This window comes from Thiohalobacter sp. IOR34, assembly GCF_030406045.1.
Taxonomy (GTDB): Bacteria; Pseudomonadota; Gammaproteobacteria; order Thiohalobacterales; family Thiohalobacteraceae.
Window position 1 is genome coordinate 2,442,372 of sequence record NZ_CP128988.1, and the last position, 26,311, is coordinate 2,468,682.

The window sequence follows — 26,311 nt, forward strand, 5'->3', positions numbered from 1 at the left end:
GGACCTGACGCCCCCGGGCAAAGCGGGTATCCTGTCGGCCCGTCTGCCCCTGATGACAGCGAGGCCCCTTGATGGACAGCTATTCCGCCCTGCTCGGCCGCCTGAGCGAGATCGTCTGGGGCCCGCCCATGCTGATCCTGCTCGCCGGCACCGGCCTGTACCTGATGCTCGGGCTGCGGCTGCTGCCGCTGCGCCACATCGGCACCGCCTTCCGGCTGCTCTGGGCGGGCCGCCGGGCGGGCGACGCCAGCGGTGACATCAGCCCCTTCAACGCCCTGATGACCGCCCTGGCCGCCACCGTCGGCACCGGCAACATCGCCGGCGTGGCCACTGCCATCGCCCTCGGCGGACCGGGCGCGGTGTTCTGGATGTGGGTCACGGCACTGATCGGCATGGCCACCAAGTACGGCGAGGCGGTGCTGGCGGTGCGCTACCGCGAGACCGACAGCCGCGGCCGCCAGCAGGGCGGCCCGATGTACTACATCCGCAACGGGCTCGGCGAGCGCTGGCGCTGGCTGGCCTTCCTGTTCGCCCTGTTCGGCACCGTCGCCGCCTTCGGCATCGGCAACACCATCCAGGCCAACTCGGTGGCCCATGCGGTGAGCAGCAACTTCGAACTGCCGCGCTGGCTGACCGGCGGCCTGCTCGCGCTGCTCACCTTCCTGGTGCTGATCGGCGGCGTGACCCGTATCGGTCAGGTCGCCGGGCGACTGGTGCCGCTGATGGCCGCGGCCTATGTCGGCGGCGCCCTGCTCATCATCCTCGGCCAGATCGAACGGGTGCCCGAGGCCTTCGGCGTGATCCTCGACGGCGCCTTCAACGGCAGTTCGGCGGCCGGCGGCTTTGCCGGTGCCTCGCTGATGATGGCGATCCGCTTCGGCGTGGCGCGGGGCGTGTTCTCCAACGAAGCCGGACTGGGCACCGCGCCCATCGCCCATGCCGCAGCCCGCACCCGCGACCCGGTGCGCCAGGGGATGATCGCCATGCTCGGCACCTTCATCGACACCCTGGTGATCTGCACCATGACCGCCCTGGTGATCGTGCTCAGCGGCGGCTGGACCGAGCTGGAGACCCCCGGCGGTGCCCCGCTGTCGGGCGCGGCCCTTACCTCCCATGCCTTCAGCGCCGGCCTGCCGCAGGCCGGTGAGTACATCGTCACCCTGGGGCTGATGCTGTTCGCCTACACCACCCTGCTCGGCTGGAGCTACTATGGCGAGCGCTGCGCCGAATATCTGTTCGGGGTGCGCGTCATCCTGCCCTACCGGGCGCTGTGGATCGCCCTCATTCCGGTCGGCGCCATGGCCGAGCTGAACCCCCTGTGGCTGCTGGCGGATGTCATGAACGGCCTGATGGCCATCCCCAACCTGATCGCCCTCTTGCTGCTCAGCCCGGTGATCTTTACCATCACCCGGCGCTCGCTCAGCAGCAACCCACCCAACCCATCACCCTGAACCGGGAGAACCGACCATGGCTGAACAGACCACCGATTCCGGCCTGCGCTACGAGGACCTGCAGACCGGCAGCGGCCCGGCCGTCACCGGCCGCGGCCAGACCGTGCGCGTCCACTACACCGGCTGGCTGGAGGACGGCACCAAGTTCGACTCCAGCCTGGACCGCGGCGAACCCTTCAGCTTTCCGGTCGACTGCCGTTACGTGATCCCTGGCTGGGACGAGGGGGTCAAGGGGATGCAGGTCGGCGGCCGCCGCCGGCTGGTGGTGCCGCCGCAGCTGGCCTACGGCGAGCAGGGGGCTGGCGGGGTCATCCCGCCCAATGCCACCCTGATCTTCGAGATCGAGCTGCTGGACATCTCGGAGTAGGGCCGGGCATGCGCCTCGAGGCCATCGAGCAGCAGATCCAGGCCCTGGTCCGGCGTACCCTGGAGGAGGACATCGGCGGCGGCGACCTCACCGCCGGCCTGATCCCGGAGGACGCCCTGGCCGAGGCCCGGGTGCTGTGCCGCGAGTCGGCCGTACTCTGCGGCCGCGCCTGGTTCGATGCCGTGTTCGCCGAGCTCGACCCGCGCATCCAGATCCACTGGCAGGCCGCCGACGGCGACGCCGTCCAGCCCGGCCAGACCCTGTGCCGACTGCAGGGCCCGGCCCGGCCGCTGCTCTCCGGCGAGCGCAGCGCGCTCAACCTGCTGCAGACCCTGAGCGGCACCGCCACCCTGGCCCGGCGCTACGCCGAGCGGGTCGCCGACCTGCCGGTGCGCATCCTCGACACCCGCAAGACCCTCCCCGGCCTGCGCCATGCCCAGAAGTACGCGGTCCGCACCGGCGGCTGCCACAACCACCGGCTGGGGCTCTATGACGGTATCCTCATCAAGGAAAACCACATCCTGGCCGCCGGTTCCATCGCCGCCGCCGTGGCGGCCGCCCGCCGCCTGGGCAGCGACCTGCCCGTCGAGGTGGAAGTCGAGGACCTGGACGAGGCCCGCGAGGCGCTGGACGCCGGCGCCGACATCCTGCTGCTCGACAACTTCGACCTCTCCCGACTGCGCGAGGCGGTGCGTCTCAACGCCGGCCGCGCCAAGCTGGAGGCCTCCGGCGGCGTCACCCTCGACAACCTGCGCGCCATCGCCGAGACCGGCGTGGATTTCATCTCCACCGGCGCCCTGACCAAGGACGTCCGCGCCATCGACCTCTCCATGCGCTTCGCCTGAGACGTCCATCCGTATTTCCGTATTAAAGCATTTGTTAATATCGTCGACACAGAGACTGGGGGGAGGCATCAGACCTCCAGTGAAATCAGCGGATTAATCAGCGCAGCAACATGCGTCCAGCGCAGCGAGACAGCGGAATCCCGGCGCCCGGCAGCCTATCCATGGACACAGACGCACAGCATCGCCTGCAGGAGATCCTGCACCTGCCACCCTTGCCCGGGGTGGCCTGCGAGCTGCTGCAGGTGCTGGGCGAGGAGGAGATCGACATCGATCGGCTGGGCCGCCTCATCGAGCAGGACCCGGGCCTGGCTGCCCGCATCATCGGCATCGCCAACTCCGCCTACTTCGCCCGTCCCCACCCGGTCTGCAGCGTGACCGAGGCCATCGTCCGGGTGCTGGGCCTGAACCTGGTCCGCGCCCTGGCCATCGGCATCGCGCTGAGCAAGCCCTTCGATGTCGGCGCCTGCCCCAGCTTCGAGTTCGAAGGCTACTGGTACCGGGCCTTCGTGACCGCCACCCTGGCCGGCAGGCTGGCACCGGAGCTGGCCCTCGACGAGGTACAGCGCGACTGCCTGTTCCTGGCCGGTCTGCTGCACAACCTCGGCCAGCTGGTCCTGGTGCATGCCTTCCCCGGACGCATGGCCGATGTCTTCCAGCGCCTGCACGAACACCCGGAGCAGGACCTGCTGAACCTGGAGACCGAGCTGCTGGCCGTGGACGAGGCGGAGGCCGGCGCGGTGATCGCCCGCAGCTGGCACCTGCCGGCCTGTGTCGGCGACTGCATCCGTTTCTGTCACGACCCCCACCACGCCAGCCGCAACCAGGCAATGGTTCAGGTGGTCGCCTACTGTTCGGGCCTCGCCTCGGCGTTGTATGCTGATCCTGGGGTAGAACCGCCACCGCTCGGCGCCGCCGGCCCGGCCGCGACAGGCATTGCCGAGAGCCGGATCCAGGCCCTGATCGAATGGCTGCGCGCCAGCGACGAACGCACCCGCGCCCTGGCCGCCACCCTGGCCAGCCCCAATGGAGACTGTCATGGATAGCGCCCTCTTCGCCGACAGCTTTCAGGAGATCAACCAGCGGCTGATCAAGCTGGTGGGGGATCTCTCCGCGCTGCGCGCCCTGTCGGACCTCGATCTACAGGCCCCGGACGAGGCATGCTTGCTGCATGATGCCCTGCGGGTGCTGATGGAGAACAACTGCTTCGATCGCTGCTCGGTGTTTCTGCTGGAGGACGACAGCCTGCACTGCGTCGCCGGCCTGGCCTGGGCGGAACTGGCGGAGGGCAAGCCTGCACGGCCGCCGCACAGCCGCCGCTTCCGTCTCGGTGAGGGCATCATCGGCATGGCCGCGGAGACCGGCCACCTGCAACACTGCCGGGACACCCGCCAGGCACCCCGTTTCGTGGCCGACGATTCCGGCACCGGTGCCCTGATCTGCTCCCCCATCACCCACAATGGCCAGGTACTGGGGGTGCTCAACGTATCCCATGGCCAGCCCGGATTCTTTCAAGGCCAGCACGAACAGTTGCTGCAGGCCTTCGCCAATTTCCTGGGGCAGATCCTCAGCAACTGGCGCTACACCCACCGCATGGAGGCAGAGATCCGCCGCCGCACCCGCGAACTGGAGGCGGCGCTGGGCGAGGCCGAGGAGCTGCGGCGCCGCTACCAGCACCTGTCGATCATCGATGAGCTGACCGGCATCCATAACCGGCGTTTCTTCTTTCCCGAGGCCCAGGCGGCCCTGGCCAACGCGGTGCGCCACCGCCATCCCTTCACCATCATGATGGTCGACCTCGACCACTTCAAGAAGATCAACGACGTCCATGGCCATGCCATGGGCGACAAGGTGCTGCAGGTGGCCGCCGCCCTGCTCAAGGGCCAGACCCGCGGCGGCGACATCATCGCCCGCTTCGGCGGCGAGGAATTCATCCTCGCCCTGCCCAATACCGACCTGGAGGGCGCCCGCCAGCTGGCCGACCGCATCCTGCAGTCGCTGCGCGGCATCGCCTTCAGCGCCGGCCACGAGGCATTGCGCGTCACCGCCTCCATCGGCCTGTCCGAACTCGATGCCACGGTCTCACCGGATCAGCCGGACCTGCTCGAGACGCTGCTGCGCCAGGCCGACCAGGCGCTCTACTTCGGCAAGGCCCACGGCCGCGACCAGACCCGCAGCTACCCGGAGATCTGCCGGCTCAGCTAGCCCGCCTATTGCGCCAAGGCGGCGCGCATGATCGCAGTGCCGGCTGGTAGAGGTCGCGAGTTCGTAACCAGAGCTACACCTTGTACCTGTGCGATTGACTGCGGGTATCGCCCGCCGTGGATCCCGCCCAATCGCGGCCTGGAGGCCGCTCCTACCATGTGCCGCCATGTCTCGTAGGAGCGGCCTCCAGGCCGCGATTGGCGTGGCGTTAACAGACCCTAGTAAGCAGGCTAGCTAGCCCGGATATTGCACCAGGGCGGCGCGCATGAATGGGGGTCGTGCTGTAATACAGGGACGATAGGCCATGAAAGGCACCCTGGGCGGGTTACGGTTTGTGCCTGTTCGATGTCAGGCCGACTCTGGCTGCGCATCTTGGGGGAGACGCCAAGACCCGCTACTCAGCGGGCCTTGGCGATGCGTCTCGGGATGGGTGGTGCCGGAGAGAGGAATTGAACCCCCGACCTTCTCATTACGAGTGAGCTGCTCTACCGACTGAGCTACTCCGGCAAAAGAGCGTGGAAGTATAAAAGAAAGGCCGGCGCAGCGACAACAGCCGCCCCAGCCGTCGGCCAGCGTACGGGACGCACTCAGGCGTTGCGCACGCGGACGATGATGTCGATGCCCTCGGCGACCATGCCTTCGGGCGCCTGGGGCAGAGCCTGGAGGACGAATTCGTCGGCATCGATGTCCATCAGGGTGCCGGTGTCGACGTTGTAGAAGTGATGATGCTCATCGGTATTGGGGTCGTAGAAGACCCGGCTGGGATCGACGATCACCTCACGGATCAACCCCTTGCGGGCGAAGAGGCCGAGGGTGTTGTAGACCGTCGCCTTGGAGACCCGCGTCGAGCCGGCGTTGACCTGGCTCATGACGTCGTCAGCAGACAGGTGCTGGTCGCGCGCGAACAGCACCTGGGCGATCTGCACCCGCTGCTGAGTCGGCTGGATATGGTGTGCCTCCAGCAGCTCGACCACCTGGGAAGGGTCGAGAGGCTGGCGTGGGGGACGTTTCGACATCTTGTCAGTATACGTCGCGGCTCATGACGAAGTCCATGCGGACACCCTAACCCCCTATGTTTTCAGGGTAATAGGCCTCGGCTTCGACGATCGGCTCGCGGCCGAGAAGCAGGTCGGCCAGCAGGCGTGCCGAGGCCGGCCCCAGCACCACCCCGTTACGGAAATGCCCCGCGTTGATGTACAGGTTCTCCAGCTCGGGGTGGGGGCCGATGGCCGGCACCCCCCGGGGCGAGCCGGGCCGCAGGCCGGCCCAGTGATGCTCGATGGGCAACTCGGCCAGCGCGGGCACCAGATGCAGGGCCGCGGTGCGCAGTGTCTGCAGGGCGGCCTCGGTGGTGACCTTCTCGAAGCCGCGGTACTCCAGGGTGCTGCCCATCAGGATCCGGCCGTCGCGGCGCGGGATGAGATAGCGCCCCTCGGAGAGCACGATGCGCTGCAGCAGCCCTTCCGGCCCGCGGAACAGGATCATCTGCCCCCGCACCGGCTGCACCGGCAGCTGTAGACCGGTCTTCCTCAGCAGCTCGCCGCTCCAGGCACCGCTGGCGATCACCACCCGTTCCGCCTCCAGCACGCCGGCGTCGGTCTCCACGCCGGTCACCCGCCCTCCCGCCTGGCGGAAACCGGTCACCGTGCAGTATTCGCGGAATTCCACCCCGGCATTCTCCAGCGCCTGGCGCAGGGCGCGAACCAGGCAGGGGTTGCGCACCTGCGCGACCTCTGGCATCCAGAGGGCCTCGGCCGGCACCGCACCCAGGGCCGGCTCGATGGCCGCGGTCTCTGCCGCCGCGAGCCGTTCCAGATGCGCGCCGAAACGCCCGGCCCAGGCCTCGGCGGCAGCGTGCTCCCCACTATCGAGGATCAACAGGCCGCTGGGGGTCAGCTCCGGGTCGATACCGGTCTCTTCGTGCAGGGCCGCGGCCAGGCGCGGATAGGCAGCCTGGCTCCAGCGGGCCAGGACATTGACCACATCCGGGTAACGCCAGGGATAGAGGGGCGAGAGAATGCCACCACCCGCCCAGCTCGATTCACGGCCGCTGGAACCGCGCTCGACCAGGCACACGGACAACCCCGCGGCCCGCAGCTCGCGGGCGCTGAGCATGCCGATGATCCCGGCACCGACTATGATGCAATCCGTCACCTTCACCCCGACAATTGGTTGGCAAACATCCGGGCTAGCCCGAATATGGCAGCAAGGATTCGATTCTCAGGGCGGAGCTGGCAAAGCAACTTGGCCGATCGCCCGCAGAAGCATAGCCGTCGCTATGGTTCAAGGGGGATCGGCCGAGATGCGCAGCCAGATACGTTCTGAAATCGAATAGGCACAAAGTGTACTCCACCACGAGGGCCCATTTGCGAGCCACCCGGCCTTGTATAACCAGCCTGCACTCCGATCATGCGCGCCGCCTTGGTGCAATATCCGGGCTAGCTAGCCCGGATATTACACCAAGGATTCGATGCTCAGGGCGAGGCTGGCAAAGCAGCTTGGGTGATCGTCCGAAAAGTCATAGCCGTTGCTATGGCTTGAGGAGGATCACCCAGGATGCGCAGCCAGAGTCGGCCTGACATCGAATAGGCACAAACTGTAACCCGCCGTGAGGAACCATTTGCGAGCCTCCACGCCTTGTATGTCAGTCTGCACTCCGATCATGCGCGCCGCCTTGGTGCAATATCCGGGCTAGTGCTGCCAGCAGCCCGCATCCGCATAGCCCGGCGCCAGATGCGGCCCCTCCTCATTGAGGGCGAAACGGCCGCAACGGTCGCCTGCCTGTGCACCACCCGGCCGCGGCGTGGCGGTTATCAGGTAGCCCGCCGCCGAACGCCGTTCCAGCCGCAGGTGGTAATGGCCGTCGAGTGAGAGCGAACCCGGCCAGCCCAGTTCCTGCAGGGTCGCGTAGTCGACGTCCCCCGCCCGCCAGGCCTCCTGGGCGAGCTGCAGCCTCAACAGGCTGGCGATGGCATCGCCCCGCCGGCTGCGCATCCTCGCCTCCTGGTAGGTGGGTATGGCGAGCCCGGCGAGGATGGCGAGCACCGCCACCGTCACCAGCAGCTCGAGCAGACTGAAACCCCGCGCCCTGTCTCGCATGCGCCCCTCCCTGGCCATGCCACCCGGACAAATCCCTGTCGCGGCTAGTATACGCCGCCAGACGGACTATAATCATCCGCACGGCGATACGGACAGGACTCCTGATGATCAGGGACGATCGGGGAGCGGCCGGGTTCACGCTGGTGGAGCTGATGCTGACGGTGGCGGTGCTCGCCATCCTGCTCGGCATCGCAGTGCCCGGCCTGCGCCATTTCATCGACAGCCACCGACTGCGCGCCGCGGCCGAGACCCTGGCCGCCGATCTGCAGTATGCACGCACTGCGGCCCTGCGCCGCGGCGGCCAGAGCGACGTCTACGTCAGCTTCCTGGCCGGCAGCCGCTGGTGCTACGGCCTCGGCGAGAGCCCCTGCGACTGCCGCCAGCCCCCGTCCGCCCCGGGTGCCTGTCGGCTGCAGCTGGGTGGGCAGACGCTCGACCGCCGGCTGGACCATCGCCGTTTTCCCGGCATCCGGCTCGACCATGCCCGCTTCGGCAACAGCAGCAGCACCCGCTTCGAGGCCCTGCGTGGCATCGCCCGACCCGGTCGCCTGCGCCTGCAGGGCGCCTCCCGGCAACAGCTCGAGATCCGCCTCAGCCTGCTGGGGCGGGTCCGCCTCTGCCACCCGCGCGGCCAGCCCGCGCCGGCCGGCTATTCCCCATGCTGAGGGCAGCCGGACAAGACGGCTTCAGCCTCACCGAGCTGCTGATCGGCAGCACCCTCGGCCTGCTGGTCCTCGGCGGCGGGCTGCAGATGTACCTCGCCAACCTCCAGGCCAGCCATGACTGCCTGTCCCATGCCCGCCTCAGCCACGAGCTGCAGACCGCCCTCGAACTGATGACCGCGGAACTGCGCCGCAGCGGCTACTGGGCCGGTCAGCCGGGGATCGACCCCCGCAGCGCCAACCCCTTCCTGCAAACCGAGCAGCAGCTGCGCATCGGCCAGGCGGCGGGCGAGTCCCGGGACAGCTGCGTGCTCTACAGCTACGACCGCAACCAGGACAAGCGGCTGGGCGTCGGCCATGGCGCCAGCGGAGCGTTGCAGTCCGCAGCCAATGTCGAACGCTTCGGTTTCCGCCTCTACCGGCAACGCCTGCAGATGCGCCTCGGGGGACGCGGCTTCGATTGCGACCACGGCCAGTGGCAGTCGCTCACCAGCGACGACACCGAGGTGACGCGGCTGCGCTTCACCCGTCTCGAGCGGTGCCTCAATGCCGTGAACCCGGGCCACCCCTGCACCCAGGGGCACCCGGCCCAGTTCCTGCAGCAGGTGGACATCGAACTGCATGGACGCTCCCGCAGCCGCGGCGCACCCCAGCAGCTCACCAATCGGGTTCGGCTGCGCAACAACCGCCATGTGGCCCGTCTGCCCTGAAGCGCGCGGAGCGGCGACCCTGGTGATGGCCCTGGGCCTGATCCTGGCCGTCGGCATCCTGGCCTTCGCCGTGGCCCATACCGGCGTCACCGAGCAGCGCATGGCCGACAACCGGCTGCGGGCTGCCGAGGCCCTGCAGGCCGCCGAGGCGGGACTGGACTTCGGCCGCAACTGGCTGCGCCGCGGACGTCCGCGCTGGCTGCCTGCCGGCGGCACCCAGGAGATCGCCGCCCCCGGCCGCAACCCGCCCCGGCTGCAGGCCGGCAACGGCGACAGCTTCGGCGTCAACCTCGGCTTCCGCCGCGACCGGCGCCAGCCCCACTACATCCGGATCCTGAGCTCGGCCCAGGCGGCCCACGCCCCTGAGGTGCGGGCCCGGGTCCGGCAGACGGTGCGCCTGTTCTCGGTCCTGACCCCGGCCGGGGAACAGGCGCCGCCCCTGATCACCGGCAACTGTCCGCAACCGGCAAGCGGACCGCTGCACATCTTCCCCCGGAATGCCGACCGGCCCGCTGCCGGACCGGCCCTCGCCAGTGCGGCCAGCGGCCCCTGCCCGCGGCAGGGCTTGCGCCTGCACGGCGGCGGCCTCCTCCCGGCCGCCTTCCCGAGGGGCCGGCTCTGGCAGCATCTGTTCGCCATCGACCGTGCCGCCCTCCGCGCGCTGGCCGAGACAGAACGTCGCCGCGGCCTGGCCGACAACAGGCGGCGCTACTGGTGGGCTCGACCGGGCGATCTCGCCGGCGGCATCTGGCGCAGAAACCTGGGCAGTCCGCAACAGCCCGTGGTGCTGGTCTTCCCCGCCCGTCTCGGCTGCCCGCGGCTGGCCGCCGGGGTGGTCATCCACGGCCTGGTATTCGTCGACGGCGACTGTCCGCCGGGTGCGCCCTGGGGACCGGCACGTATCTACGGCACCCTGGCCGTAGCCGGCAACATGGCCCGTCTCGGCCGCGACCTGCGGCTGCTGCACATCGAGCAGGCGAGCGGGCGTCCAGCCGCCCTGGCCCTGCCGGTACTGGAGGTGGCTCCGGTGCCGGGCAGCTGGAGCGACCTGTGACAGCGCGCCACCCGGCACGCTCGGGCTCCTGCCGGATGGCCGGCTTCACCCTCATCGAGGCCCTGCTGGCCATGGCCCTGCTCGCCGTGGGCCTGGTCGGCGCCGCCCGTTTCCAGGCCCTGGCGTTGCGCAGCGGGGCCGAGGCCCGCGCCCGTACCGAGGCCCTGGCACTGGCCCAGCGACAGATCGAGACCCTGCGCGGCTTCACCCGTCATGGCCGTTTCCTCACCCAGCCCACCAGCGGCCGGCGACAGCTGCAGGGGGTTCATCGCCGTTACCGGCTGTCCTGGCGCTCGACACCGATGCCGGATCCCGAGTTGCGCCGCGTCGAAGTCCGGGTCGACTGGCGAGGGCCGGGGGGCGGTAACGAACTTCGGCTGATCACCCTGATCGCCGGCCACGACCCCCAGCGCAGCGCCTGGCGGCTCCAGCAAGACCCGATTTTCAAGTAAAGAACCCCTCCCGCCGCTAACCCGCATATTGCATCAGGACCCCGGATGACGGCGTGGCAGGACCCGCCGGGGATCGCGCCATCCTGCCACCCCGGCCCACGGAGCCTGCCTTGGTGCAATATCCGGGTTAATAATCTCCAATGGACAACGGCAAGGCGCCCTGTGCCATTCGTCGGCGATTAAGGACAATCCATCGGTCATTGGCTGACAGCCTCATCGCCCCTGAGCTACAAGGATACTCATGAACAGCAGACGCGGATTCACGTTGATCGAACTGATGATCACGATCGCCATTGCGGCGATCCTTTTGACCGTGGGCGTTCCCAGCTTCCGCAGCATCATCCAGAACAACCGCATCACCGCACAGGCGAACGAACTGGTGACCGCCCTCAACCTCGGGCGCAGTGAAGCGGTCAAACGAGGCCAGACGATTACGGTCTGCGCCAGCAGCACCGGCAGCGCTTGTACCGGCGGCTGGCCCGACGGTTGGCTGGTAATGACCGACGCCAACGGCAACGCGGCCCTGGACGGCACTGATGCCGTGCTGCGCGTCTGGGAAGGCCTCACCGGCGGCACCACGGTCAGCGCCAGCGACACCGCGCTGCAGTTCGACCGCCTCGGCGCCTTGATCGGTGGCAACCCGGTGACCATCAATATCAGCATCCCCGACTGCACCGGCACCGAACTCCGCAATATCACGATCAGTAACACCGGGCGTGTCTCGGTTCAACGCACCACCTGCCCCTAGCGAGGAAGCCCAGCCATGCAACCAACCAGCGGCTCCATGCAACCGGCTTGTCATTGGCAACGCGGCATCACCATGATCGAGGTCCTGGTGACGGTCATCGTACTCTCCATCGGCCTGCTCGGCCTGGCCAGTCTGCAGGCCAATGGCATGCGTTTCAATCACAGCGCGCACCTGCGCTCCCAGGCCACCTTCCTCGCTTATGACATCGCTGACGCCATGCGTGCCAACCGCGACAATGCACTCAACGGCGCCTACAACGCAGCCAGTGGCGCCTACTCGGGCTCAGGCAGCCAGGCGGCGCTGGATGTCGCCAACTGGAAAACCAATCTCGCCAGCCTGCTGCCATCGGGTGACGGCTCCATCAGCCAACAAAACGGCAACGAGTTCACCATTACCGTGACCTGGCGTGACGACAAGGATCTCTCCAAGCCGGCAACCGGCCTGGCCGTGAAGGTGGCGCTATGAACAGAAACCGGCACACGGCCGATCCACGCCAGCAGGGCCTGACCCTGGTCGAACTGATGATCGCCATGACCATCAGCCTGTTGCTCCTGGGTGGCGTCATCCAGATCTTCCTCAGCAACAAGCAGACCTACCGCGTCCAGGAAGGGCTATCCCGGGTCCAGGAGAACACCCGCTTCGCCTTCAGCCGCATCAGCCGCGACATCCGCATGGTCGGCTTCCAGGGCTGCAGCAACCTGGAACAGATCACCCCGAACATCATCGCCAGCCCGCCGATCACGCTCAACCTGAGCACCATCGTCAATGGCTTGGACAACGTCGGCAGCGGTAACGCCTTCGGTGCACTTGCCGGCACCGACACCATCACCCTGCGCAGCGGTTCGCCGAGCACGGTGCAACTAACGGGCAACATGACTGCCGACAACGCCAACATCCAGATCAGCTCGAACCCGGACAACTTTGCTGCTGGCGACTATCTGTTCATCACCGACTGCGCCCAGGCCGACCTGTTCCGGGCCACCAGCGTCTCCAGCGGTTCGGGCATGGTCACCATAGCCCACGCCAACAACATGAACACGACCAACCGCCTGTCCAAGCCCTACCAGACCGATGCCATGCTCATGCGACTCAACGAAACCAGCTATTTCGTGCGCGACACCGGCGCGACAGACCAGAGCGGCAATCCCATCTATGGCCTCTACCTGCGCAGTGGCATAGGCGCCGCCGCCACCGACTTCCTGCTGGTCGACGGCATCCAGGACCTGCAAATCACCTATGGCGTCAACTCCGACGACAGCGATGACTACAGCGTCGATTCCTATGAGTCAGCGGCCACCCTCAACACCAACTCGGCCGTGGCTCCAAACACCGACCGCCTCGGCATCGCCGACTGGAGCGACGTGGTCAGCGTGCGGCTGTCGATTCTGGCCCACACCCTTGAAGACGTCAGCCCCCAGACGCAGCCCTACAGCTTCAACGGCACCACGGTCAACAACCCCGGCGACCGCCGCCTGCGCCGCTCCTTCACCACCACCATCACCCTGCGCAACCGGACCTCCTGAGAGGGATGCTGCCATGAACCGGAACCCGGACCACCGCCGCCAGCCCCAGAGGGGTGCCGCCCTGATCGTGGCACTGATCATCCTGCTGCTGATGACCGTGCTTGGCCTGACGGCGATGAACACAGTCACCATGGAGGAACGCATGGCCGGCAACCTGCGCGACCTCAACCTGTCCTTTCAGGGCGCCGAGTCTGCCTTGCGCGACGCCGAGAGCTGGCTCTCTCCCCTCTCTCTGGGCCGGCCGAACCGCTGCACCAGCGGCCCGTGCAGCACCGTCTGGGAAAAAGACAGCCTGCCGGACGACCTGGCCAACCAGAGCGCTGCCTGGTGGAACAACAACAGCCGCGAATACGGCGCCGCCGGGAGCCAGCAATTTTCCGACCTGGCGGAGGATCCGCGCTTCGTCATCGAGTTCCAGTCCAGCGTGAAGGACGATATTGGTACCGGTTTCTCCGAGGACTCGGCGCGTGACTTCTACCAGGTCACCGGCCGCGGCCTGGGCGGCAGCGCCACTGCCGAATCCATCGTCCAGAGCTTTGCCGTCAAGCGGCTGGCCACCTATTGAACAGGAACACCGCGCAGCTCCGGGAGATCGCCATGAACACCAGCATGAAACCCGCTTCCCGCCTCCCCCTGCAGTTAATGCAGGTCGGCATCCTTGCCCTCGCCTGCATCAGCAGCGCGAGTCAGGCCATCCCGCTCAGTGACCGCCCGATATTCCTCTCTCCCGGGGCCGAGCCCAATGTGTTCTTTGAAGTCGACGATTCAGGGTCGATGGACTGGGAAATCCTGACCGTCAAGCACTGGTATGCATGCGAATACGACCCCAATCATCCTGATGATGTCTATAATTTCTCTTATGATGTTTGTGACGCCCTGCAGTATCCTGGCGGGGTATGGAAGGCATGGCCTGGCACAGGCAGCGGATCGGAATATTTCGAATACATCTACCCCAATGCGGACAACGCCTACAGCAACGGTTGCACAAGTGGTCGCGAGACACTGCTTCTGTGCGGCAGCCCCCTGTCCACCAATCCCGTCTATGCCCGTGACTGGCGCATCCTGTCATCGGACTTCAATGTAGTCTATTACAACCCGGAACATACATATCAGCCCTGGGACGGACCGTGCCAACTGAGCGGCGCACTCTGCACCGACGCCAGCTTCTCTGCCGCGCGCAGTGATCCACGCGAAGGCACGAGCGGCTACAGCCTGACGCGCAATCTCGATGGCTTCATTTACGAAGTATGGGAAGATGACCGCGGTTACAGCGGAAGTCGCCCTTATCGTGGCAACGAGGTCAATGTGACCGCCACCGCGAATGGCGAGATCGACCTGTGGGACAAGCATACCCAGTATCTGCTGAACGGCAGCCAGATAACGGTCACCACAACGACCTACTCCCCTGATGCCACGGGCCTCAATCCCACCACCAGCAGCCAGACCCTGAGCGGCACAGCCTGCTTTACCGAGTTGGCAGGGGGCGGCAAGAGCTGCCGCACCATCAGCGAGGTCAAGCAGAACATCGCCAACTGGTACCAGTATGCCCGCCGCCGCTCCTTCGTTGCAAAAAGCGCCATCGCCTCCGTCATCGACGACAACCCGAATTTCCGCTACGGACTGAGCGTCATCAACTACTACAACACGCTGTTCGTGGAGGTGCCGGGCGCCACGGTAACCAATTTCCAGGCGCACAACGACAGCCTGCTCAGCCAACTGTTCAGCTTCAACTGGCCCGCTGCCGGGACACCGCTGCGCCTCGGCCTCGACCGCACCGGCCGTTACTTTGATTCCGGCCAGGGCAATTTCGGCAAGACCGATCCCATCATCCAGTCCTGCCAGAAGAACTTTGCCGTACTGTTCACCGATGGCTACTGGAACGGCAACCCTGCAAACCGTGGCGACGTGGACGGAGACACCTATGCAGACACCCTGGCCGATGTAGCCAAATACTACTACGACAAGGATCTCAGCCCGCTGACCAACGATGTGGTGCCGGACAGCTTCGACTCAGCCACCTACCAGCACCTGGTCACCTACACCGTCGCCTTCGGCGTCAGCGGTCACCTGACCGATACGGACGGAGATGGCTGGCCCAATCCCAGCCTGACCGAAGGCAGCGACTGGGGCGACCCCTCCTGCTATAACTGCCCGGAGAAGATCGATGACCTATGGCATGCCGCCTATAACAGCAAGGGCACATTCATATCGGCCAGCGACCCCGGCACTCTGGTGACGGGACTCAAAAGCGTACTCAGCAATATCGCCCTTCGAGACGGCTCGGCCGCCTCGGTGGCACTCAACTCCGGATTCATAACCAGCTCGTCCAAGATCTACCAGGCGATCTTCAATTCCGACGACTGGACAGGGGACATCAAGGCCATCCCCATCGGCAGCGGAGCCAGCCTGGGATCACCGCTGACCACGGCCAGTGCCAACCTGCCCTCAGCCAACAGCCGCGTCATCTTTACCCATGACGGCAGTGACGGCGCACCCTTCCGCTGGAGCTACCTGAACAGCAGCCAGCAGGCAGCACTGAACAAGGACAGTGCCGGCGTGGTCGACAACCTGGGCACGGACCGCCTCGACTTTCTGCGTGGCGACAGCAGCAACGAGCAGCCCAGCGGACCTTTCCGCAAGCGCACATCCAACAAACTGGGCGATTTCGTCAATTCCTCGCCCATCTATGTCGCCACGCCACGCAACCTGTATCCGGACGACTTCGGCAGCTCGGCACCTGAGACCAAGTACTCCACCTTCGTCAACACCTACCAGGGACGCAAGGCCATGGTCTACGCCGGCGGCAACGACGGGATGCTGCACGGCTTCAACGCCAGCACCCTGGCCGAGGAAATGGCCTTCGTGCCCAGCGCCGTCTTCGACCACCTCAGCGACCTGACCGATCCGCTCTATACCCACAAGTTCTATGTCGACGGGGCGCTGACCATCGCCGACGCCTTCTTTGCCAGCAACTGGCACACCGTGCTGGTAGCCGGCCTCAACAAGGGTGGCCAGGGAATCTATGCCCTGGATGTCACCAAACCCGCAGCCTTTGCCGAAACATCGACTGTCGCCCAGGATGTGGTGCTATGGGAATTCAATGACAGCGACGATGCCGACCTTGGCTACACCTTCGCCCGCCCCGCCATCGTGCGCATGCACAATGGCAAATGGGCCGCGGTATTCGGCAACGGCTACAACAACACGGAGAGCGATGGCAATGTCAGCACCACCGGCCACAGCGTTCTCTTTGTGGTCGATATCGAGACGGGAACTGTAATCAGGAAGTTCGATACCGGCGTGGGCAGCACCTCGGACCCCAATGGCATGACCACGGCCACCCCGGCCGACTTCAACGGCGACTTCATCGTCGACGCCATCTATGCCGGTGACCTGTATGGCAACATGTGGAAAATCGATGTCAGCGACAGCAACCCCAGCAATTGGGATTTTGCCCTCAAGCAGGGCATCAAGCCCAAGCCGCTGTTCACCGCCACCGATGCCAGCGGCAACCCTCAACCGATCACCACACGCCCTTCCATCGACCGCGGACTGAACGGCCAGGGTTATGTCATACTGTTCGGCACCGGGCGCTATCTGGGCATCCCGGACATCTCGGACACCAGCACTCAGACCCTGTATGGCATCTTCGACGACAAGACCAACGCCGTCAGCGGACGCAACAACCTGATTGAGCAGACCATCGTCTACCAGAGCAGTGACGTACGGGTGGTCAGCCAGAACTCGGTCAGCACGTCGGACAGCGGCTGGTACCTCGATCTGCCGGACAGCGGTGAACGCTCGGTGATCGCACCCTTCCTCCGCAACGGCCGAGTGATCTTCGTCACCACCGTGCCTGAGCCAAATCCCTGCGCCTTCGGCGGCTATAGCTGGCTGATGGAGATCGACTCCAAGACCGGCGCCCAACTGCCCTCTCCGCCCTTCGATCTCAATGGCGACGGCGTATTCGACACCGACGACATGATCGATACCGACGGAGACGGCAAGGTCGACGCCAATGCCGGTGGCAAGCGTTTCAGTGACCAGATCTCGCGCCCGGCAGTGATCCTCGAACAGGACCAGACCACCGGCCGGGTCAGCGAAAAGAAGGTCTCCAGCACGTCACGCGGCCAGGTGGTGACACTGGGCGAAAACCCAGGCAAGGATTCCGGACGGATGTCCTGGCAACAACTGAAGTAAATCCTACGGCGAGGAAAGTCCCCCATGAACTCGAAATCGCTTGCCCGAATTGCAGCATGTATCGCCCTATCATCCACCACCCTGGTCACGCATGCGGAATCGCGAGAAGGAACCATTACCGATGTATATCCGCCAGACCGAATCATCGAGATCGACCATAGCGAACTGCTTGCATCTCCCAGCCTGAGGATCCACGGCACCTCGCGCAGTCGCATTGATTATCTGAAACGCGGCTATCGTGTCACTTTCGAGACCACTCCTGATGGCCTGATTGGCGAGATCTGGATAAAAAGCACACACACAACAGGGACCATGCCGTCCGACAGCGACGACAACGAACAGGACGAGTGAATACAACACAATTGCGAGGCGGATCATGAAGAAAACAGCCAACGGCTTCACCCTCATCGAAGTGATGATCGTGGTCGTCATCATCGCCATCCTGGCCACTATCGCCTACCCTGCATATCAGGATTCGATGCGCAAGGCACGGCGGGCCGATGCCAAGGCGGCATTGCTGGAAGATGCCCAGTGGCTGGAACGCAACTACACGGAGAGCAACCGCTACGACCAGAAGCCGGGAGGCGGCGCGGTGAGCAAGACCGATCTGCCCTTCCAGACGGCACCGCGCGACAGCGCCACCGTCTTCTACCAGATCAGTTTCCAGGCCGGTCCCGCTGCGCAAAGTTACACGCTGCAGGCGGTACCCCAGGGTGACCAGGCCAACGACGGCTGCGGTACCCTGACCCTGAACCAGGCAGGGGTTCGCGGTCAGACATCCGGCTCCACCTCGGATTGCTGGGCACGCTGAAGTCGGCCTCTAGCCCGCATATTGCACCAAGGATTCGATGCTCAGGGCGAATCCGGCAAAGCAGCTTGGGCGATCGGCCGAAAAAGCATGGCCGTCGCCATGGTTTGAGGGGGATCGTTCAAGATGCGCAGCCCGATGCGGCCTGACATCGAATAGGTACAAAGTGTAACCTGCCCAAACAGCTCTCTCATGGTCATCTCGGCCTTGTATAACAGCCTCAATGCCGATCATGCAGACCGCCCTGGTGCAATATGCGGGCTAGCCCGGATATTGCATCAGCCCGCCGGATGATGGCGCGGCTGGAGCCGCCGGGGATCGCGGCCTGGAGGCCGCTCCTACGGGGCAGGGCGGCACCATGGCAGGAGCGGCCTCCGGGCCGCGATTGGCACGGTGTTATGAACCCGGCAACCAAATATGCCGTGTTCAGCCCGGACGCAGCTCCCGCGGCAGGGAGAAGCTGACGCTCTCCTCGCTGCCCGGCACCTCGCCCAGCAGCTCACCGCCACGGGCCACCAGCGCCTCCAGCACCGCCTGCACCAGCACCTCGGGGGCCGAGGCACCGGCGGTCACACCGATCCGTTCCACCCCTTCCAGCCAGGCCGGCTCGATCTGCCCGGCGTCGTCGATCAGGTGGGCACGCACCCCACGCTGCTCGGCCAGCTCGCGCAGGCGGTTGGAATTGGAACTGTTCGGTGAGCCCACCACCAGGATCAGATCGCAGTCCTCGGCCAGCGTCCTGACTGCATCCTGACGGTTCTGGGTGGCATAGCAGATATCGTCCTTGCGCGGCCCCTGGATGGCCGGGAAGCGCCGGCGCAGGGCCTCGATGATGCGCGCCGCGTCGTCCACCGACAGGGTGGTCTGGGTGACATAGGCCAGCTGCTGCGGGTCCCGCACATCGAGCGCCGTCACGTCCGCCTCCGACTCCACCAGGTGGATGGCACCGCCACGGGATGTATCGTACTGCCCCATGGTCCCCTCCACCTCCGGGTGCCCGGCATGGCCGATCAGCACACAGTCACGGCCGGCCTCGGCATGACGCGCCACCTCCATGTGCACCTTGGTCACCAGCGGACAGGTCGCGTCGAAGACCCGGAAACCGCGTGCCGCGGCCTCGGCACGCACCGCCTGGGACACCCCATGGGCGCTGAACACCAGGGTGGCACCCGCCGGCACCTCGTCCAGATTCTCGACGAACACCGCGCCGCGCGCCCGCAGGTCACCGACCACGTGGCGGTTGTGCACCACCTCGTGACGCACGTAAATGGGCGGTGCGAACAGCTCCAGGGCCCGTTCGACGATGGCGATGGCCCGGTCGACACCGGCACAGAAGCCACGCGGATTGGCCAGCCGTATCTGCATCAGTCCTCCCCCTCGGCACCCAGCAGGGCCGAATTGTCGACCGCAAGGATCTCGTTCTCCAGGATCACCGGCTTGCCGGCCAGCGGATGATTGAGGTCCACCTCCACCTGGTCGCCCTCCACCGCCAGCACCAGGCCGGGCAGGAACTCGCCCTCCGCGGTCTCGAATTCGATCACCAGGCCCGGTTCGGGAACGATGTCGTCCGGAAAGCGCGCCCGCGGCAGATGCGTGACCAGCGCCGGGTCGTGCGCCCCGAAGGCCTGCTCGGGATGCAGGGTGAGGCGTTGCGACTGGCCGGGTCGCATGCCATACAGGGCCCGTTCCAGTCCCTGCACCAGGGTGCCGTCGCCGATGACGAATTCCAGCGGCTCGCCACCGTAGCTGTCCTCGACCACGGTGCCGTCTGCCAGCGACAGGCGCAGGTGCAGACGCACGCGGCTGCCGGGGCTGATGACGTCCAGCGCGGTCATCGCTGCTGTTCCGCCCGACCCGACAGCAGGCCGCTGCCGAGCAGCAGCACCACGCCGAGACTGATTGCGGCGTCAGCCAGGTTGAAGGCTGGCCAGTGCCAACCGGCATAGTGCCAGTCGATGAAGTCGACCACATGGCCGTAGAGCACCCGGTCGACCAGATTGCCCAGGGCGCCACCGAGGATCAGCGCCAGCGCCCAGGCCAACAGCCGGTCACCGGCCCGCAGCCCGTGCAACCAGAGCAGGATCGCCCCCACTGCCAGCAGGCCGACGCCGATGAACAGCCAACGCTGCCAGCCGCCGGCCTCGCCCAGGAAACTGAAGGCCGCACCACGGTTGTAGGCCAGGCGCAGATTGAACCAGCCGGTCAGTTCCACCACCTGCCCCGCGGCCAGCCGTGCTTCGGCCAGCTGCTTGCTGAGCTGGTCGGCGAGCAGCACCAGCACCGAGAGCCAGAGATAGCGCAGCATGCCGGCCTCAGGCGAAACGCCGCCGCTCTCCCTCGCCGCTGACATTCTCCACGCAGCGCCCGCACAGCTCGGGGTGTTGCGGGTCGCTGCCCACGTCCTCGCGGTGGTGCCAGCAGCGCACGCACTTGGGATGGTCGGAGGGCGCCACCGCCACCCACAGCTCGTCGCCCGTGCTCAGGGTGAAGTGGATGGCATCCGAGGGCGGCACCTCCACCGGGTGGATGCGCGCATAGGAGGTGAGCAGCACGAAGCGCAGCTCGTCGTCGAGACGTGCCAGCAGGTCGAGGATCTCCCGACCGCAGTAGAGATCGACCTCGGCATCCAGCGAGGAACCGATGCCGCCGGCCACCCGCAACCGTTCCAGCTCCTTGGCGACCACCTCGCGCACCTCCATCACCCGCGCCCAGAAATCCATGCCGTAGTCGCGGCTCGCCGCCTCCTCCGGCAGGAACATCTGCGGCAGTTCGAACCAGGTCTCGAGGAACACCGAGGGCTCCCGCTCACCCGGGATGTGACGCCAGATCTCGTCGGCGGTGAAGCTGAGGATCGGCGCCAGCCAGCGCACCAGCGACTCGATGATCAGGTACATGGCGGTCTGCGCCGAGCGCCGCGCCACCGAGTCCGCCTGAGTGGTGTACTGGCGGTCCTTGATGATGTCGAGATAGAAGCCGCCCATGTCCACGGCACAGAAGTTGTGCACCTTCTGGTAGATGTGGTGGAACTCGTAGCTGCTGTAGGCCTCGATCACCTCGGCCTGCAGCAGCCGCGCCCGTTCCACCGCCCAGCGGTCGAGCATGATCATCTGCTCCGGCGCCAGGGCATGCTCCACCGGATCGAAACCGTTGAGGTTGGCGAGCAGGAAGCGCGCCGTGTTGCGCAACCGCCGGTAGGCATCGGCGGTGCGCTTGAGGATCTCGTCGGAGACGCTCATCTCGTGACGGTAGTCGGTGGCCGCCACCCAGAGGCGCAGGATATCGGCGCCCAGCGACTTGATGACCTTCTGCGGCGCGACCACGTTGCCCCTGGACTTGGACATCTTCTGTCCCCTGGCATCGACCGTGAAGCCATGGGTCAGGACGGTGCGGTAGGGTGCCTCGCCATGCATCGCCACCGAGGTCAGCAGCGATGACTGGAACCAGCCGCGGTGCTGGTCCGAACCCTCCAGGTAGAGGTCGGCGGGCCGCGCCAGCTCCTTGCGCCGGTCCAGCACGCAGGCGTGGGTGACGCCGGAGTCGAACCAGACATCGAGGGTATCGGTGACCTTCTCGTAGGCGCCCGCCTCCTCGCCGAGCAGATCTTCGGCATCCAGCTCGAACCAGGCATCGATGCCGCTGCGTTCCACGGCCAGCGCCACCGCCTCGATGAGGCGCGGCGTGTCCGGGTGCAGCTCGCCGCTCTGACGGTGCACGAACAGGGCGATGGGCACCCCCCAGGTGCGCTGCCGCGAGATGCACCAGTCAGGGCGGTTCTGCACCATGCCCTCGATGCGCGCCTGCCCCCACTCCGGCAGCCACTGCACGCGGGCGATATTGTCCAGCGCCGCGGCGCGCAGGCCGTTGTGCTCCATGCTGATGAACCACTGCGGCGTGGCGCGGAAGATGATCGGCGTCTTGTGCCGCCAGCAGTGCGGGTAGCTGTGGCGCAGCGCCTCCTCGTGCAGCAGCGCCCCCTTCGCCTTCAGCACCTCCAGCACATGGTCGTTGGCGCTGAACACGTGCTCCCCGGCGAACAGCTCGGTGTCCGGCAGGAAACGACCGTCGGGACCGACTGGATTGTCCACCGCCAGCCCATAGCGTTGCCCGGCCACGTAGTCCTCCTGGCCATGGCCGGGCGCAGTGTGCACGGCACCGGTGCCGGCCTCCGTGGTGACATGCTCACCGAGAATGATCGGCACCTCGCGCGCATAGAAGGGATGGGCCAGCTTCAGACCCTCCAGATCTCCCCCCTTGCAGTAGGCGAGCACCTGGTAGTCCTCCACACCCCAGCGCAGCATGGCGTCCTTGAGCAGGGCATCGGCCAGCAGCAGCCGTTCCGGTCCATATTCGCCACTGCACTGCACCAGCACATAGTCCAGCTCGGGATGCAGGGCGACGGCACGGTTGGCCGGCAAGGTCCAGGGGGTGGTCGTCCAGATCACCACCGAGACCGGCCCCTCACCCTCGGCGCCCTCGACATGGTGACAGCGGGCAAGCAACGCCGCCTCGTCCTGCACCCTGAAGCGCACGTCGATGGCCGGCGAGGTCTTGTCCTCGTATTCGACCTCGGCCTCGGCCAGCGCCGAGCCGCAGTCGGTGCACCAGTGCACCGGCTTGTAACCCTTGGTCAGGTGGCCGTTGGCGGCGATCCGCCCCAGGGCACGGATGATGTCGGCCTCGAAGCGGAAATCCATGGTCAGATAGGGGTGCTCCCAGTCGCCGGTCACGCCGAGGCGCACGAAGTCGGCCTTCTGCCGTTCCACCTGTTTGCGGGCATAGTCGCGGCAGGCACTGCGGAAAGTGGCGGCATCGACCTTGACCCCGGCCTTGCCGATCTTCTTCTCCACGTTCAACTCGATGGGCAGGCCGTGGCAGTCCCAACCCGGCACATAGGGCGCGTCGTAGCCGCCGAGGGTCTTGCTCTTGACGATGATGTCCTTGAGCACCTTGTTCACCGCGTGGCCGATATGGATCTCGCCATTGGCATAGGGCGGCCCATCATGCAGGACGAACCTCGGCCGCCCCTCACCCACCTCGCGCATCAGACGATAGAGACCGATATCCTCCCAGTGGCGCAGCATGTCCGGCTCGCGGTTGGCCAGGTTGGCCTTCATCGGGAAGGCGGTCTTGGGCAGGTTCAGGGTGTGTTTATAGTCAGCCACAGTCTCAGGTATCCATTAGCTCGCCAAGGCAAAATAATCGCGCGCCGCGGCCGCATCCCGCAGGATCTGGGCCTTCAGCGCCGCGAATGAATCGAAGCGTCGCTCGTCGCGCAGCTTGTGCAGAAAGTCCACCGCCACGTGGCGGCCGTAGATCTCCTCTGCGAAATCGAACAGGTGCACCTCCAGCAGGCTGCGCGTCCCGTCCACCGTCGGCCGGGTGCCGACATTGGCCACCCCGTACACCGGCTCGCGATCGAGGCCGAACACCTCCACCGCGAACACCCCGCTGACCGGGGTACGGTGCCGGTGCAGGAAGATGTTGGCGGTCGGAAAGCCGATGGTCCGGCCGCGCTTGTCGCCGTGCGCCACCCGGCCGAGCATGCGGTAGGGGCGGCCGAGCAGTTGTTCCGCGAGCTGCATGTCGCCGGCGGCCAGGGCACGGCGGATGCGGGTGCTGCTGACCCGCTCGCCACCGACCTCGAAGGTGTGCATGTGCGCCACCTGAAAGCCGTGCCGTTCGCCGGCGCGGGCCAGGAATTCAAAGTCGCCCTCGCGGCCCCTGCCGAAGCGGAAATCGTCGCCCACCACCAGGTAGCGCACACCGAGCCCCTCGACCAGCACCCGCTGCACGAAGGCGGCGGCATCCAGTGCCGCCAGCCGGCGATCGAAGTGCAGGCACAGCAGGCGATCGACGGAGAAGCGGCGCAGCGCCACCACCTTCTCGCGGAAACGGGTCAGCCGCGGCGGTGCCCCCTCGGGGTCGAAGTATTCCTGCGGCTGGGGCTCGAAGGTGATCACCGTGGTCGGCAGACACAGCTCGGCAGCCCGCTCCGCGAGCTGGCCGAGCACCGCCTGATGGCCGAGATGCACGCCATCGAAGTTGCCGATGGTCGCGGCACAGCCGCGCTGCGAAGCATCCAGATTGTGCAGTCCGCGAATCAGCCGCATGCCGATGCCCTTCCCAGGCGGTGGATTATAAAGGACTGGCCGGGCATGTCATTCCTCCTCCAGCGCCACGTCAGGCCGCCGCCACAGCGTCTGCAGGCGCTGGCCGAAGAGTTGCAGCAACAGCAGGTAGAGCAGTCCCGCCGCGCCGATCCACAGCCCCAGCCAGAACAGGCGCTCCGGCCCACTGCGCGCGAACCAGACCTCCAGCGGGGCCGGGCCGAGCAGCAGCAGCACGGTCATGCCACCGCCGGCCGCCAGGATCCGCCCCCAGACCGGCCACCAGCCGGGCTGCGGGGCGTAGACCGCCTCCCGACGCAGCCTGCGGTAGAGCAGGCCGGCATTGAGCCAGGCGGAACAGGCGGTGGCGAAGGCCAGGCCGGTGTGCGGCCCGGGGATGGCGAGCAGCACCATCGGCAGCACGAAGAGCAGGTTCAGGCCCATGTTCGAGACCATGGCGATGATACCGATGCGGACCGGGGTACGGGTGTCCTGTCGCGAGTAGAAGCCGGGGGCCAGGACCTTGACCAGGATGAAGGCCGGCAGCCCGAGCACATAGGCCATCAGCGCCAGGGTGGTCATCTCCGCCTGCTGCGGGGTGAACTGCTCGTACTGGAAGAGACTGACGATGATCGGCCCGGCCAGCAGCAGCAATCCCAGGGTCGCTGGCGTGCCGAGCAGGAACACCCAGCGCAGCGCGCGATCGAGCAGCATGCGGAACTGCTGGGGTTCGCGTGCCGCATGGCTGTGTGCCAGGCTCGGCAGGATCACGGTGGACAGGGCGATGCCGAACACGCCGAGGGGGAACTCCACCATGCGATCGGCGAAGTACAGCCAGCTGACACTGCCAGTGACCAGAAAGGAGGCAATGAGGGTGTCGAACAACAGGTTGATCTGCGCCACCGAGGAACCGAGGATCGCCGGCCCCATCAGTCGCAGGATCTGTCGCACCCCGCTGTGCCGCCAGCCCCAACGCGGGCGAGGCAACAGGTGCAGGCGCAACAGGCCGGGCAGCATGAAACCGAGCTGCAACGCGCCGCCGATGAACACCGCCCAGGCCAGGGCCATCACCGGCTGCTCGAAATAGGGCGTCCACCAGAGTGCGGCCGCGATCAGCACCAGGTTGAGCAACACCGGGGCAAAGGCCGGCACGGCGAAGCGACCGTAAGTATTGAGCACCGAGCCGGCAAAGGCCACCAGGGAAATGAACAATATATAGGGGAAGGTGACCCGCAGCATGGCGGCGGTGATCTCGAACTTGCCGGCCTCGCCGATGAAGCCGGGCGCAAACAGCATCACCAGCAGCGGGCTGGCCAGCACGCCGAGCAGGCTGACCAGGATGAGGATCCCGGCCAGGGTCCCGGCCACCCGGTCGACCAGCGCCTGCACCTCGGGGTGATCGCGGCGGGTCTTGTATTCCGAGAGCACCGGCACGAAGGCCAGCGAGAAGGCGCCCTCGCCGAACATCCGCCGCAGCAGGTTGGGGATCTTGAAGGCGACGAAGAAGGCGTCCAGCGCCAGGCCGGCGCCGAAGGCCCGGGCCAGCACCATGTCACGCACGAAGCCGAGAATCCGCGACAGCAGGGTCATGGCGCTGACGATGGCGGTATTTCTGATCAGGCCGGTACTCATGCGCCTCCAGGCACGGGCGGCGGCAGGCTTTTTTCACCCCCCGCCATTGACAAATGGAACGAAGTTGCGCATATTACGCCGTCTTTCGGCAAGACGCACGACATATAGGAGTTCCAAGTTGGCCAATTCCGCACAAGCGAAGAAGCGCGCACGCCAGAGCGAACGGCGCCGCCAGCACAATGCCAGCCTGCGTTCCAAGATGCGCACCTACATCAAGAACGTGGTCAAGGCCATCGCCACCGGCGACGCCGAGAAGGCCCGCGCCGCCTACCAGGCTGCCGTGCCCGTGATCGACAACATGGCCGGCAAGGGTCTGATCCACAAGAACAAGGCCGCGCGCCACAAGAGCCGCCTGAACCAGCACCTGCGCAAGCTCTCCGCCTGAGCGGACAGACAGCCGCAGGGCGAAGGGGCCGGTCAGTGACCGGCCCTTTTCATTTCCGGCCACGGC

At 66.3% G+C, this 26,311-nt stretch carries 26 protein-coding genes and 1 tRNA gene; 17 read left to right on the forward strand and 10 right to left on the reverse strand.

Going from position 1 to position 26,311, the window contains the following annotated elements:
- The first annotated feature begins 71 nt into the window (after positions 1-71).
- From QVG61_RS11335 to QVG61_RS11355, 5 genes are all read left to right on the forward strand, one after another.
- Positions 72-1,451, forward strand: a complete 1,380-nt coding sequence (locus QVG61_RS11335; protein WP_289930746.1) for a sodium:alanine symporter family protein — start codon at positions 72-74, stop codon at positions 1,449-1,451.
- Between the two features lie 16 nt (positions 1,452-1,467).
- A complete protein-coding gene (locus QVG61_RS11340; RefSeq protein ID WP_289930747.1) occupies positions 1,468-1,818 on the forward strand; it encodes an FKBP-type peptidyl-prolyl cis-trans isomerase in 351 nt (116 codons plus the stop codon).
- Between the two features lie 8 nt (positions 1,819-1,826).
- Positions 1,827-2,663, forward strand: coding sequence for a carboxylating nicotinate-nucleotide diphosphorylase (gene nadC / locus QVG61_RS11345; protein WP_289930748.1), 837 nt, complete (start codon positions 1,827-1,829; stop codon positions 2,661-2,663).
- A gap of 161 nt (positions 2,664-2,824) precedes the next feature.
- Positions 2,825-3,706, forward strand: coding sequence for an HDOD domain-containing protein (locus QVG61_RS11350; protein ID WP_289930749.1), 882 nt, complete (start codon positions 2,825-2,827; stop codon positions 3,704-3,706).
- Positions 3,699-4,865, forward strand: coding sequence for a sensor domain-containing diguanylate cyclase (locus tag QVG61_RS11355; RefSeq protein ID WP_289930750.1), 1,167 nt, complete (start codon positions 3,699-3,701; stop codon positions 4,863-4,865). Before QVG61_RS11350 ends, QVG61_RS11355 begins: the two co-directional genes overlap by 8 nt.
- A 431-nt stretch (positions 4,866-5,296) precedes the next feature.
- Here the strand turns inward: QVG61_RS11355 and QVG61_RS11360 are convergent.
- The 4 genes from QVG61_RS11360 to QVG61_RS11375 form a co-directional block, all read right to left on the reverse strand.
- Positions 5,297-5,372 (reverse strand) — tRNA-Thr (locus tag QVG61_RS11360).
- Between the two features lie 80 nt (positions 5,373-5,452).
- Positions 5,453-5,881: a Fur family transcriptional regulator gene (locus tag QVG61_RS11365; RefSeq protein WP_289930751.1), complete on the reverse strand. Its 429-nt coding sequence runs from the start codon at positions 5,879-5,881 to the stop codon at positions 5,453-5,455.
- 46 nt (positions 5,882-5,927) lie between these two features.
- Positions 5,928-7,019, reverse strand: coding sequence for a glycine oxidase ThiO (gene thiO / locus QVG61_RS11370; protein ID WP_289930752.1), 1,092 nt, complete (start codon positions 7,017-7,019; stop codon positions 5,928-5,930).
- 537 nt (positions 7,020-7,556) lie between these two features.
- The gene (locus QVG61_RS11375; RefSeq protein WP_289930753.1) at positions 7,557-7,964 is read right to left on the reverse strand and encodes a type IV pilin protein; all 408 of its coding nucleotides are present in this window, start codon (positions 7,962-7,964) and stop codon (positions 7,557-7,559) included.
- A gap of 104 nt (positions 7,965-8,068) precedes the next feature.
- Between QVG61_RS11375 and QVG61_RS11380 the strand changes: the two genes are divergently transcribed.
- The 11 genes from QVG61_RS11380 (at position 8,069) to QVG61_RS11430 (ending at position 18,124) form a co-directional block, all read left to right on the forward strand.
- Complete coding sequence (locus tag QVG61_RS11380; RefSeq protein WP_289930755.1) at positions 8,069-8,629, forward strand: GspH/FimT family pseudopilin; 561 nt, start codon at positions 8,069-8,071, stop codon at positions 8,627-8,629.
- A complete protein-coding gene (locus tag QVG61_RS11385; protein WP_289930756.1) occupies positions 8,623-9,336 on the forward strand; it encodes a hypothetical protein in 714 nt (237 codons plus the stop codon). The genes QVG61_RS11380 and QVG61_RS11385 overlap by 7 nt, the downstream gene beginning before the upstream one ends.
- Positions 9,317-10,390: a hypothetical protein gene (locus QVG61_RS11390; RefSeq protein ID WP_289930757.1), complete on the forward strand. Its 1,074-nt coding sequence runs from the start codon at positions 9,317-9,319 to the stop codon at positions 10,388-10,390. Before QVG61_RS11385 ends, QVG61_RS11390 begins: the two co-directional genes overlap by 20 nt.
- Positions 10,387-10,842, forward strand: a complete 456-nt coding sequence (locus QVG61_RS11395; protein WP_289930758.1) for a prepilin-type N-terminal cleavage/methylation domain-containing protein — start codon at positions 10,387-10,389, stop codon at positions 10,840-10,842. The genes QVG61_RS11390 and QVG61_RS11395 overlap by 4 nt, the downstream gene beginning before the upstream one ends.
- 241 nt (positions 10,843-11,083) lie before the next feature.
- Positions 11,084-11,590: a GspH/FimT family pseudopilin gene (locus tag QVG61_RS11400; protein WP_289930759.1), complete on the forward strand. Its 507-nt coding sequence runs from the start codon at positions 11,084-11,086 to the stop codon at positions 11,588-11,590.
- Positions 11,591-11,605: 15 nt separating this feature from the next.
- Positions 11,606-12,055: a type IV pilus modification protein PilV gene (gene pilV, locus QVG61_RS11405; RefSeq protein ID WP_289930761.1), complete on the forward strand. Its 450-nt coding sequence runs from the start codon at positions 11,606-11,608 to the stop codon at positions 12,053-12,055.
- A complete protein-coding gene (locus QVG61_RS11410; protein ID WP_289930762.1) occupies positions 12,052-13,113 on the forward strand; it encodes a PilW family protein in 1,062 nt (353 codons plus the stop codon). The genes pilV and QVG61_RS11410 overlap by 4 nt, the downstream gene beginning before the upstream one ends.
- Before the next feature lie 13 nt (positions 13,114-13,126).
- Complete coding sequence (locus QVG61_RS11415) at positions 13,127-13,678, forward strand: PilX N-terminal domain-containing pilus assembly protein (RefSeq protein WP_289930764.1); 552 nt, start codon at positions 13,127-13,129, stop codon at positions 13,676-13,678.
- A 32-nt stretch (positions 13,679-13,710) separates the two neighbouring features.
- Positions 13,711-17,313, forward strand: a complete 3,603-nt coding sequence (locus tag QVG61_RS11420; protein WP_289930766.1) for a PilC/PilY family type IV pilus protein — start codon at positions 13,711-13,713, stop codon at positions 17,311-17,313.
- Between the two features lie 24 nt (positions 17,314-17,337).
- Entirely contained in the window at positions 17,338-17,664 is a 327-nt protein-coding gene (locus QVG61_RS11425; protein WP_289930768.1) for a hypothetical protein, read from the forward strand.
- Between the two features lie 25 nt (positions 17,665-17,689).
- A complete protein-coding gene (locus tag QVG61_RS11430; protein ID WP_289930770.1) occupies positions 17,690-18,124 on the forward strand; it encodes a type IV pilin protein in 435 nt (144 codons plus the stop codon).
- 423 nt (positions 18,125-18,547) lie between these two features.
- On the opposite strand, the gene ispH is transcribed toward QVG61_RS11430, so the two are convergent.
- The 6 genes from ispH to murJ are packed head-to-tail and all read right to left on the reverse strand — an operon-like array spanning position 18,548 to position 25,860.
- A complete protein-coding gene (ispH, locus tag QVG61_RS11435; protein ID WP_289930771.1) occupies positions 18,548-19,486 on the reverse strand; it encodes a 4-hydroxy-3-methylbut-2-enyl diphosphate reductase in 939 nt (312 codons plus the stop codon).
- On the reverse strand, positions 19,486-19,956 hold the full coding sequence (locus QVG61_RS11440; protein WP_289930773.1) for a peptidylprolyl isomerase: 471 nt from the start codon (positions 19,954-19,956) through the stop codon (positions 19,486-19,488). The genes ispH and QVG61_RS11440 overlap by 1 nt, the downstream gene beginning before the upstream one ends.
- On the reverse strand, positions 19,953-20,426 hold the full coding sequence (lspA, locus tag QVG61_RS11445) for a signal peptidase II (protein ID WP_289930774.1): 474 nt from the start codon (positions 20,424-20,426) through the stop codon (positions 19,953-19,955). Before lspA ends, QVG61_RS11440 begins: the two co-directional genes overlap by 4 nt.
- Positions 20,427-20,433: 7 nt before the next feature.
- Positions 20,434-23,283, reverse strand: a complete 2,850-nt coding sequence (gene ileS / locus QVG61_RS11450; protein ID WP_289930775.1) for an isoleucine--tRNA ligase — start codon at positions 23,281-23,283, stop codon at positions 20,434-20,436.
- Positions 23,284-23,298: 15 nt separating this feature from the next.
- Positions 23,299-24,231, reverse strand: coding sequence for a bifunctional riboflavin kinase/FAD synthetase (gene ribF, locus QVG61_RS11455; RefSeq protein ID WP_289930776.1), 933 nt, complete (start codon positions 24,229-24,231; stop codon positions 23,299-23,301).
- 48 nt (positions 24,232-24,279) lie between these two features.
- A complete protein-coding gene (murJ, locus tag QVG61_RS11460; protein WP_289930777.1) occupies positions 24,280-25,860 on the reverse strand; it encodes a murein biosynthesis integral membrane protein MurJ in 1,581 nt (526 codons plus the stop codon).
- Between the two features lie 118 nt (positions 25,861-25,978).
- On the opposite strand from murJ, the gene rpsT reads away from it, so the two are divergent.
- Positions 25,979-26,245 carry a 30S ribosomal protein S20 gene (rpsT, locus tag QVG61_RS11465; RefSeq protein WP_289930778.1) on the forward strand — a complete coding sequence of 89 codons (267 nt, stop codon included), beginning with the start codon at positions 25,979-25,981 and terminating at the stop codon, positions 26,243-26,245.
- The last annotated feature ends 66 nt before the right edge of the window (positions 26,246-26,311 follow it).

Excerpts from the sequence above, each read along its gene's own strand:
- QVG61_RS11335 (WP_289930746.1), top strand. The coding sequence starts at position 72 with ATGGACAGCTATTCCGCCCTGCTCGGCCGCCTGAGCGAGATCGTCTGG.
- QVG61_RS11340 (WP_289930747.1), top strand. The coding sequence starts at position 1,468 with ATGGCTGAACAGACCACCGATTCCGGCCTGCGCTACGAGGACCTGCAG.
- nadC (WP_289930748.1), top strand. The coding sequence starts at position 1,827 with ATGCGCCTCGAGGCCATCGAGCAGCAGATCCAGGCCCTGGTCCGGCGT.
- QVG61_RS11350 (WP_289930749.1), top strand. The coding sequence starts at position 2,825 with ATGGACACAGACGCACAGCATCGCCTGCAGGAGATCCTGCACCTGCCA.
- QVG61_RS11355 (WP_289930750.1), top strand. The coding sequence starts at position 3,699 with ATGGATAGCGCCCTCTTCGCCGACAGCTTTCAGGAGATCAACCAGCGG.
- QVG61_RS11365 (WP_289930751.1), bottom strand. The coding sequence starts at position 5,881 with ATGTCGAAACGTCCCCCACGCCAGCCTCTCGACCCTTCCCAGGTGGTC.
- QVG61_RS11375 (WP_289930753.1), bottom strand. The coding sequence starts at position 7,964 with ATGCGAGACAGGGCGCGGGGTTTCAGTCTGCTCGAGCTGCTGGTGACG.
- QVG61_RS11380 (WP_289930755.1), top strand. The coding sequence starts at position 8,069 with ATGATCAGGGACGATCGGGGAGCGGCCGGGTTCACGCTGGTGGAGCTG.
- QVG61_RS11385 (WP_289930756.1), top strand. The coding sequence starts at position 8,623 with ATGCTGAGGGCAGCCGGACAAGACGGCTTCAGCCTCACCGAGCTGCTG.
- QVG61_RS11390 (WP_289930757.1), top strand. The coding sequence starts at position 9,317 with ATGTGGCCCGTCTGCCCTGAAGCGCGCGGAGCGGCGACCCTGGTGATG.
- QVG61_RS11400 (WP_289930759.1), top strand. The coding sequence starts at position 11,084 with ATGAACAGCAGACGCGGATTCACGTTGATCGAACTGATGATCACGATC.
- pilV (WP_289930761.1), top strand. The coding sequence starts at position 11,606 with ATGCAACCAACCAGCGGCTCCATGCAACCGGCTTGTCATTGGCAACGC.
- QVG61_RS11410 (WP_289930762.1), top strand. The coding sequence starts at position 12,052 with ATGAACAGAAACCGGCACACGGCCGATCCACGCCAGCAGGGCCTGACC.
- QVG61_RS11415 (WP_289930764.1), top strand. The coding sequence starts at position 13,127 with ATGAACCGGAACCCGGACCACCGCCGCCAGCCCCAGAGGGGTGCCGCC.
- QVG61_RS11420 (WP_289930766.1), top strand. The coding sequence starts at position 13,711 with ATGAACACCAGCATGAAACCCGCTTCCCGCCTCCCCCTGCAGTTAATG.
- QVG61_RS11425 (WP_289930768.1), top strand. The coding sequence starts at position 17,338 with ATGAACTCGAAATCGCTTGCCCGAATTGCAGCATGTATCGCCCTATCA.
- QVG61_RS11430 (WP_289930770.1), top strand. The coding sequence starts at position 17,690 with ATGAAGAAAACAGCCAACGGCTTCACCCTCATCGAAGTGATGATCGTG.
- ispH (WP_289930771.1), bottom strand. The coding sequence starts at position 19,486 with ATGCAGATACGGCTGGCCAATCCGCGTGGCTTCTGTGCCGGTGTCGAC.
- QVG61_RS11440 (WP_289930773.1), bottom strand. The coding sequence starts at position 19,956 with ATGACCGCGCTGGACGTCATCAGCCCCGGCAGCCGCGTGCGTCTGCAC.
- lspA (WP_289930774.1), bottom strand. The coding sequence starts at position 20,426 with ATGCTGCGCTATCTCTGGCTCTCGGTGCTGGTGCTGCTCGCCGACCAG.
- ribF (WP_289930776.1), bottom strand. The coding sequence starts at position 24,231 with ATGCGGCTGATTCGCGGACTGCACAATCTGGATGCTTCGCAGCGCGGC.
- murJ (WP_289930777.1), bottom strand. The coding sequence starts at position 25,860 with ATGAGTACCGGCCTGATCAGAAATACCGCCATCGTCAGCGCCATGACC.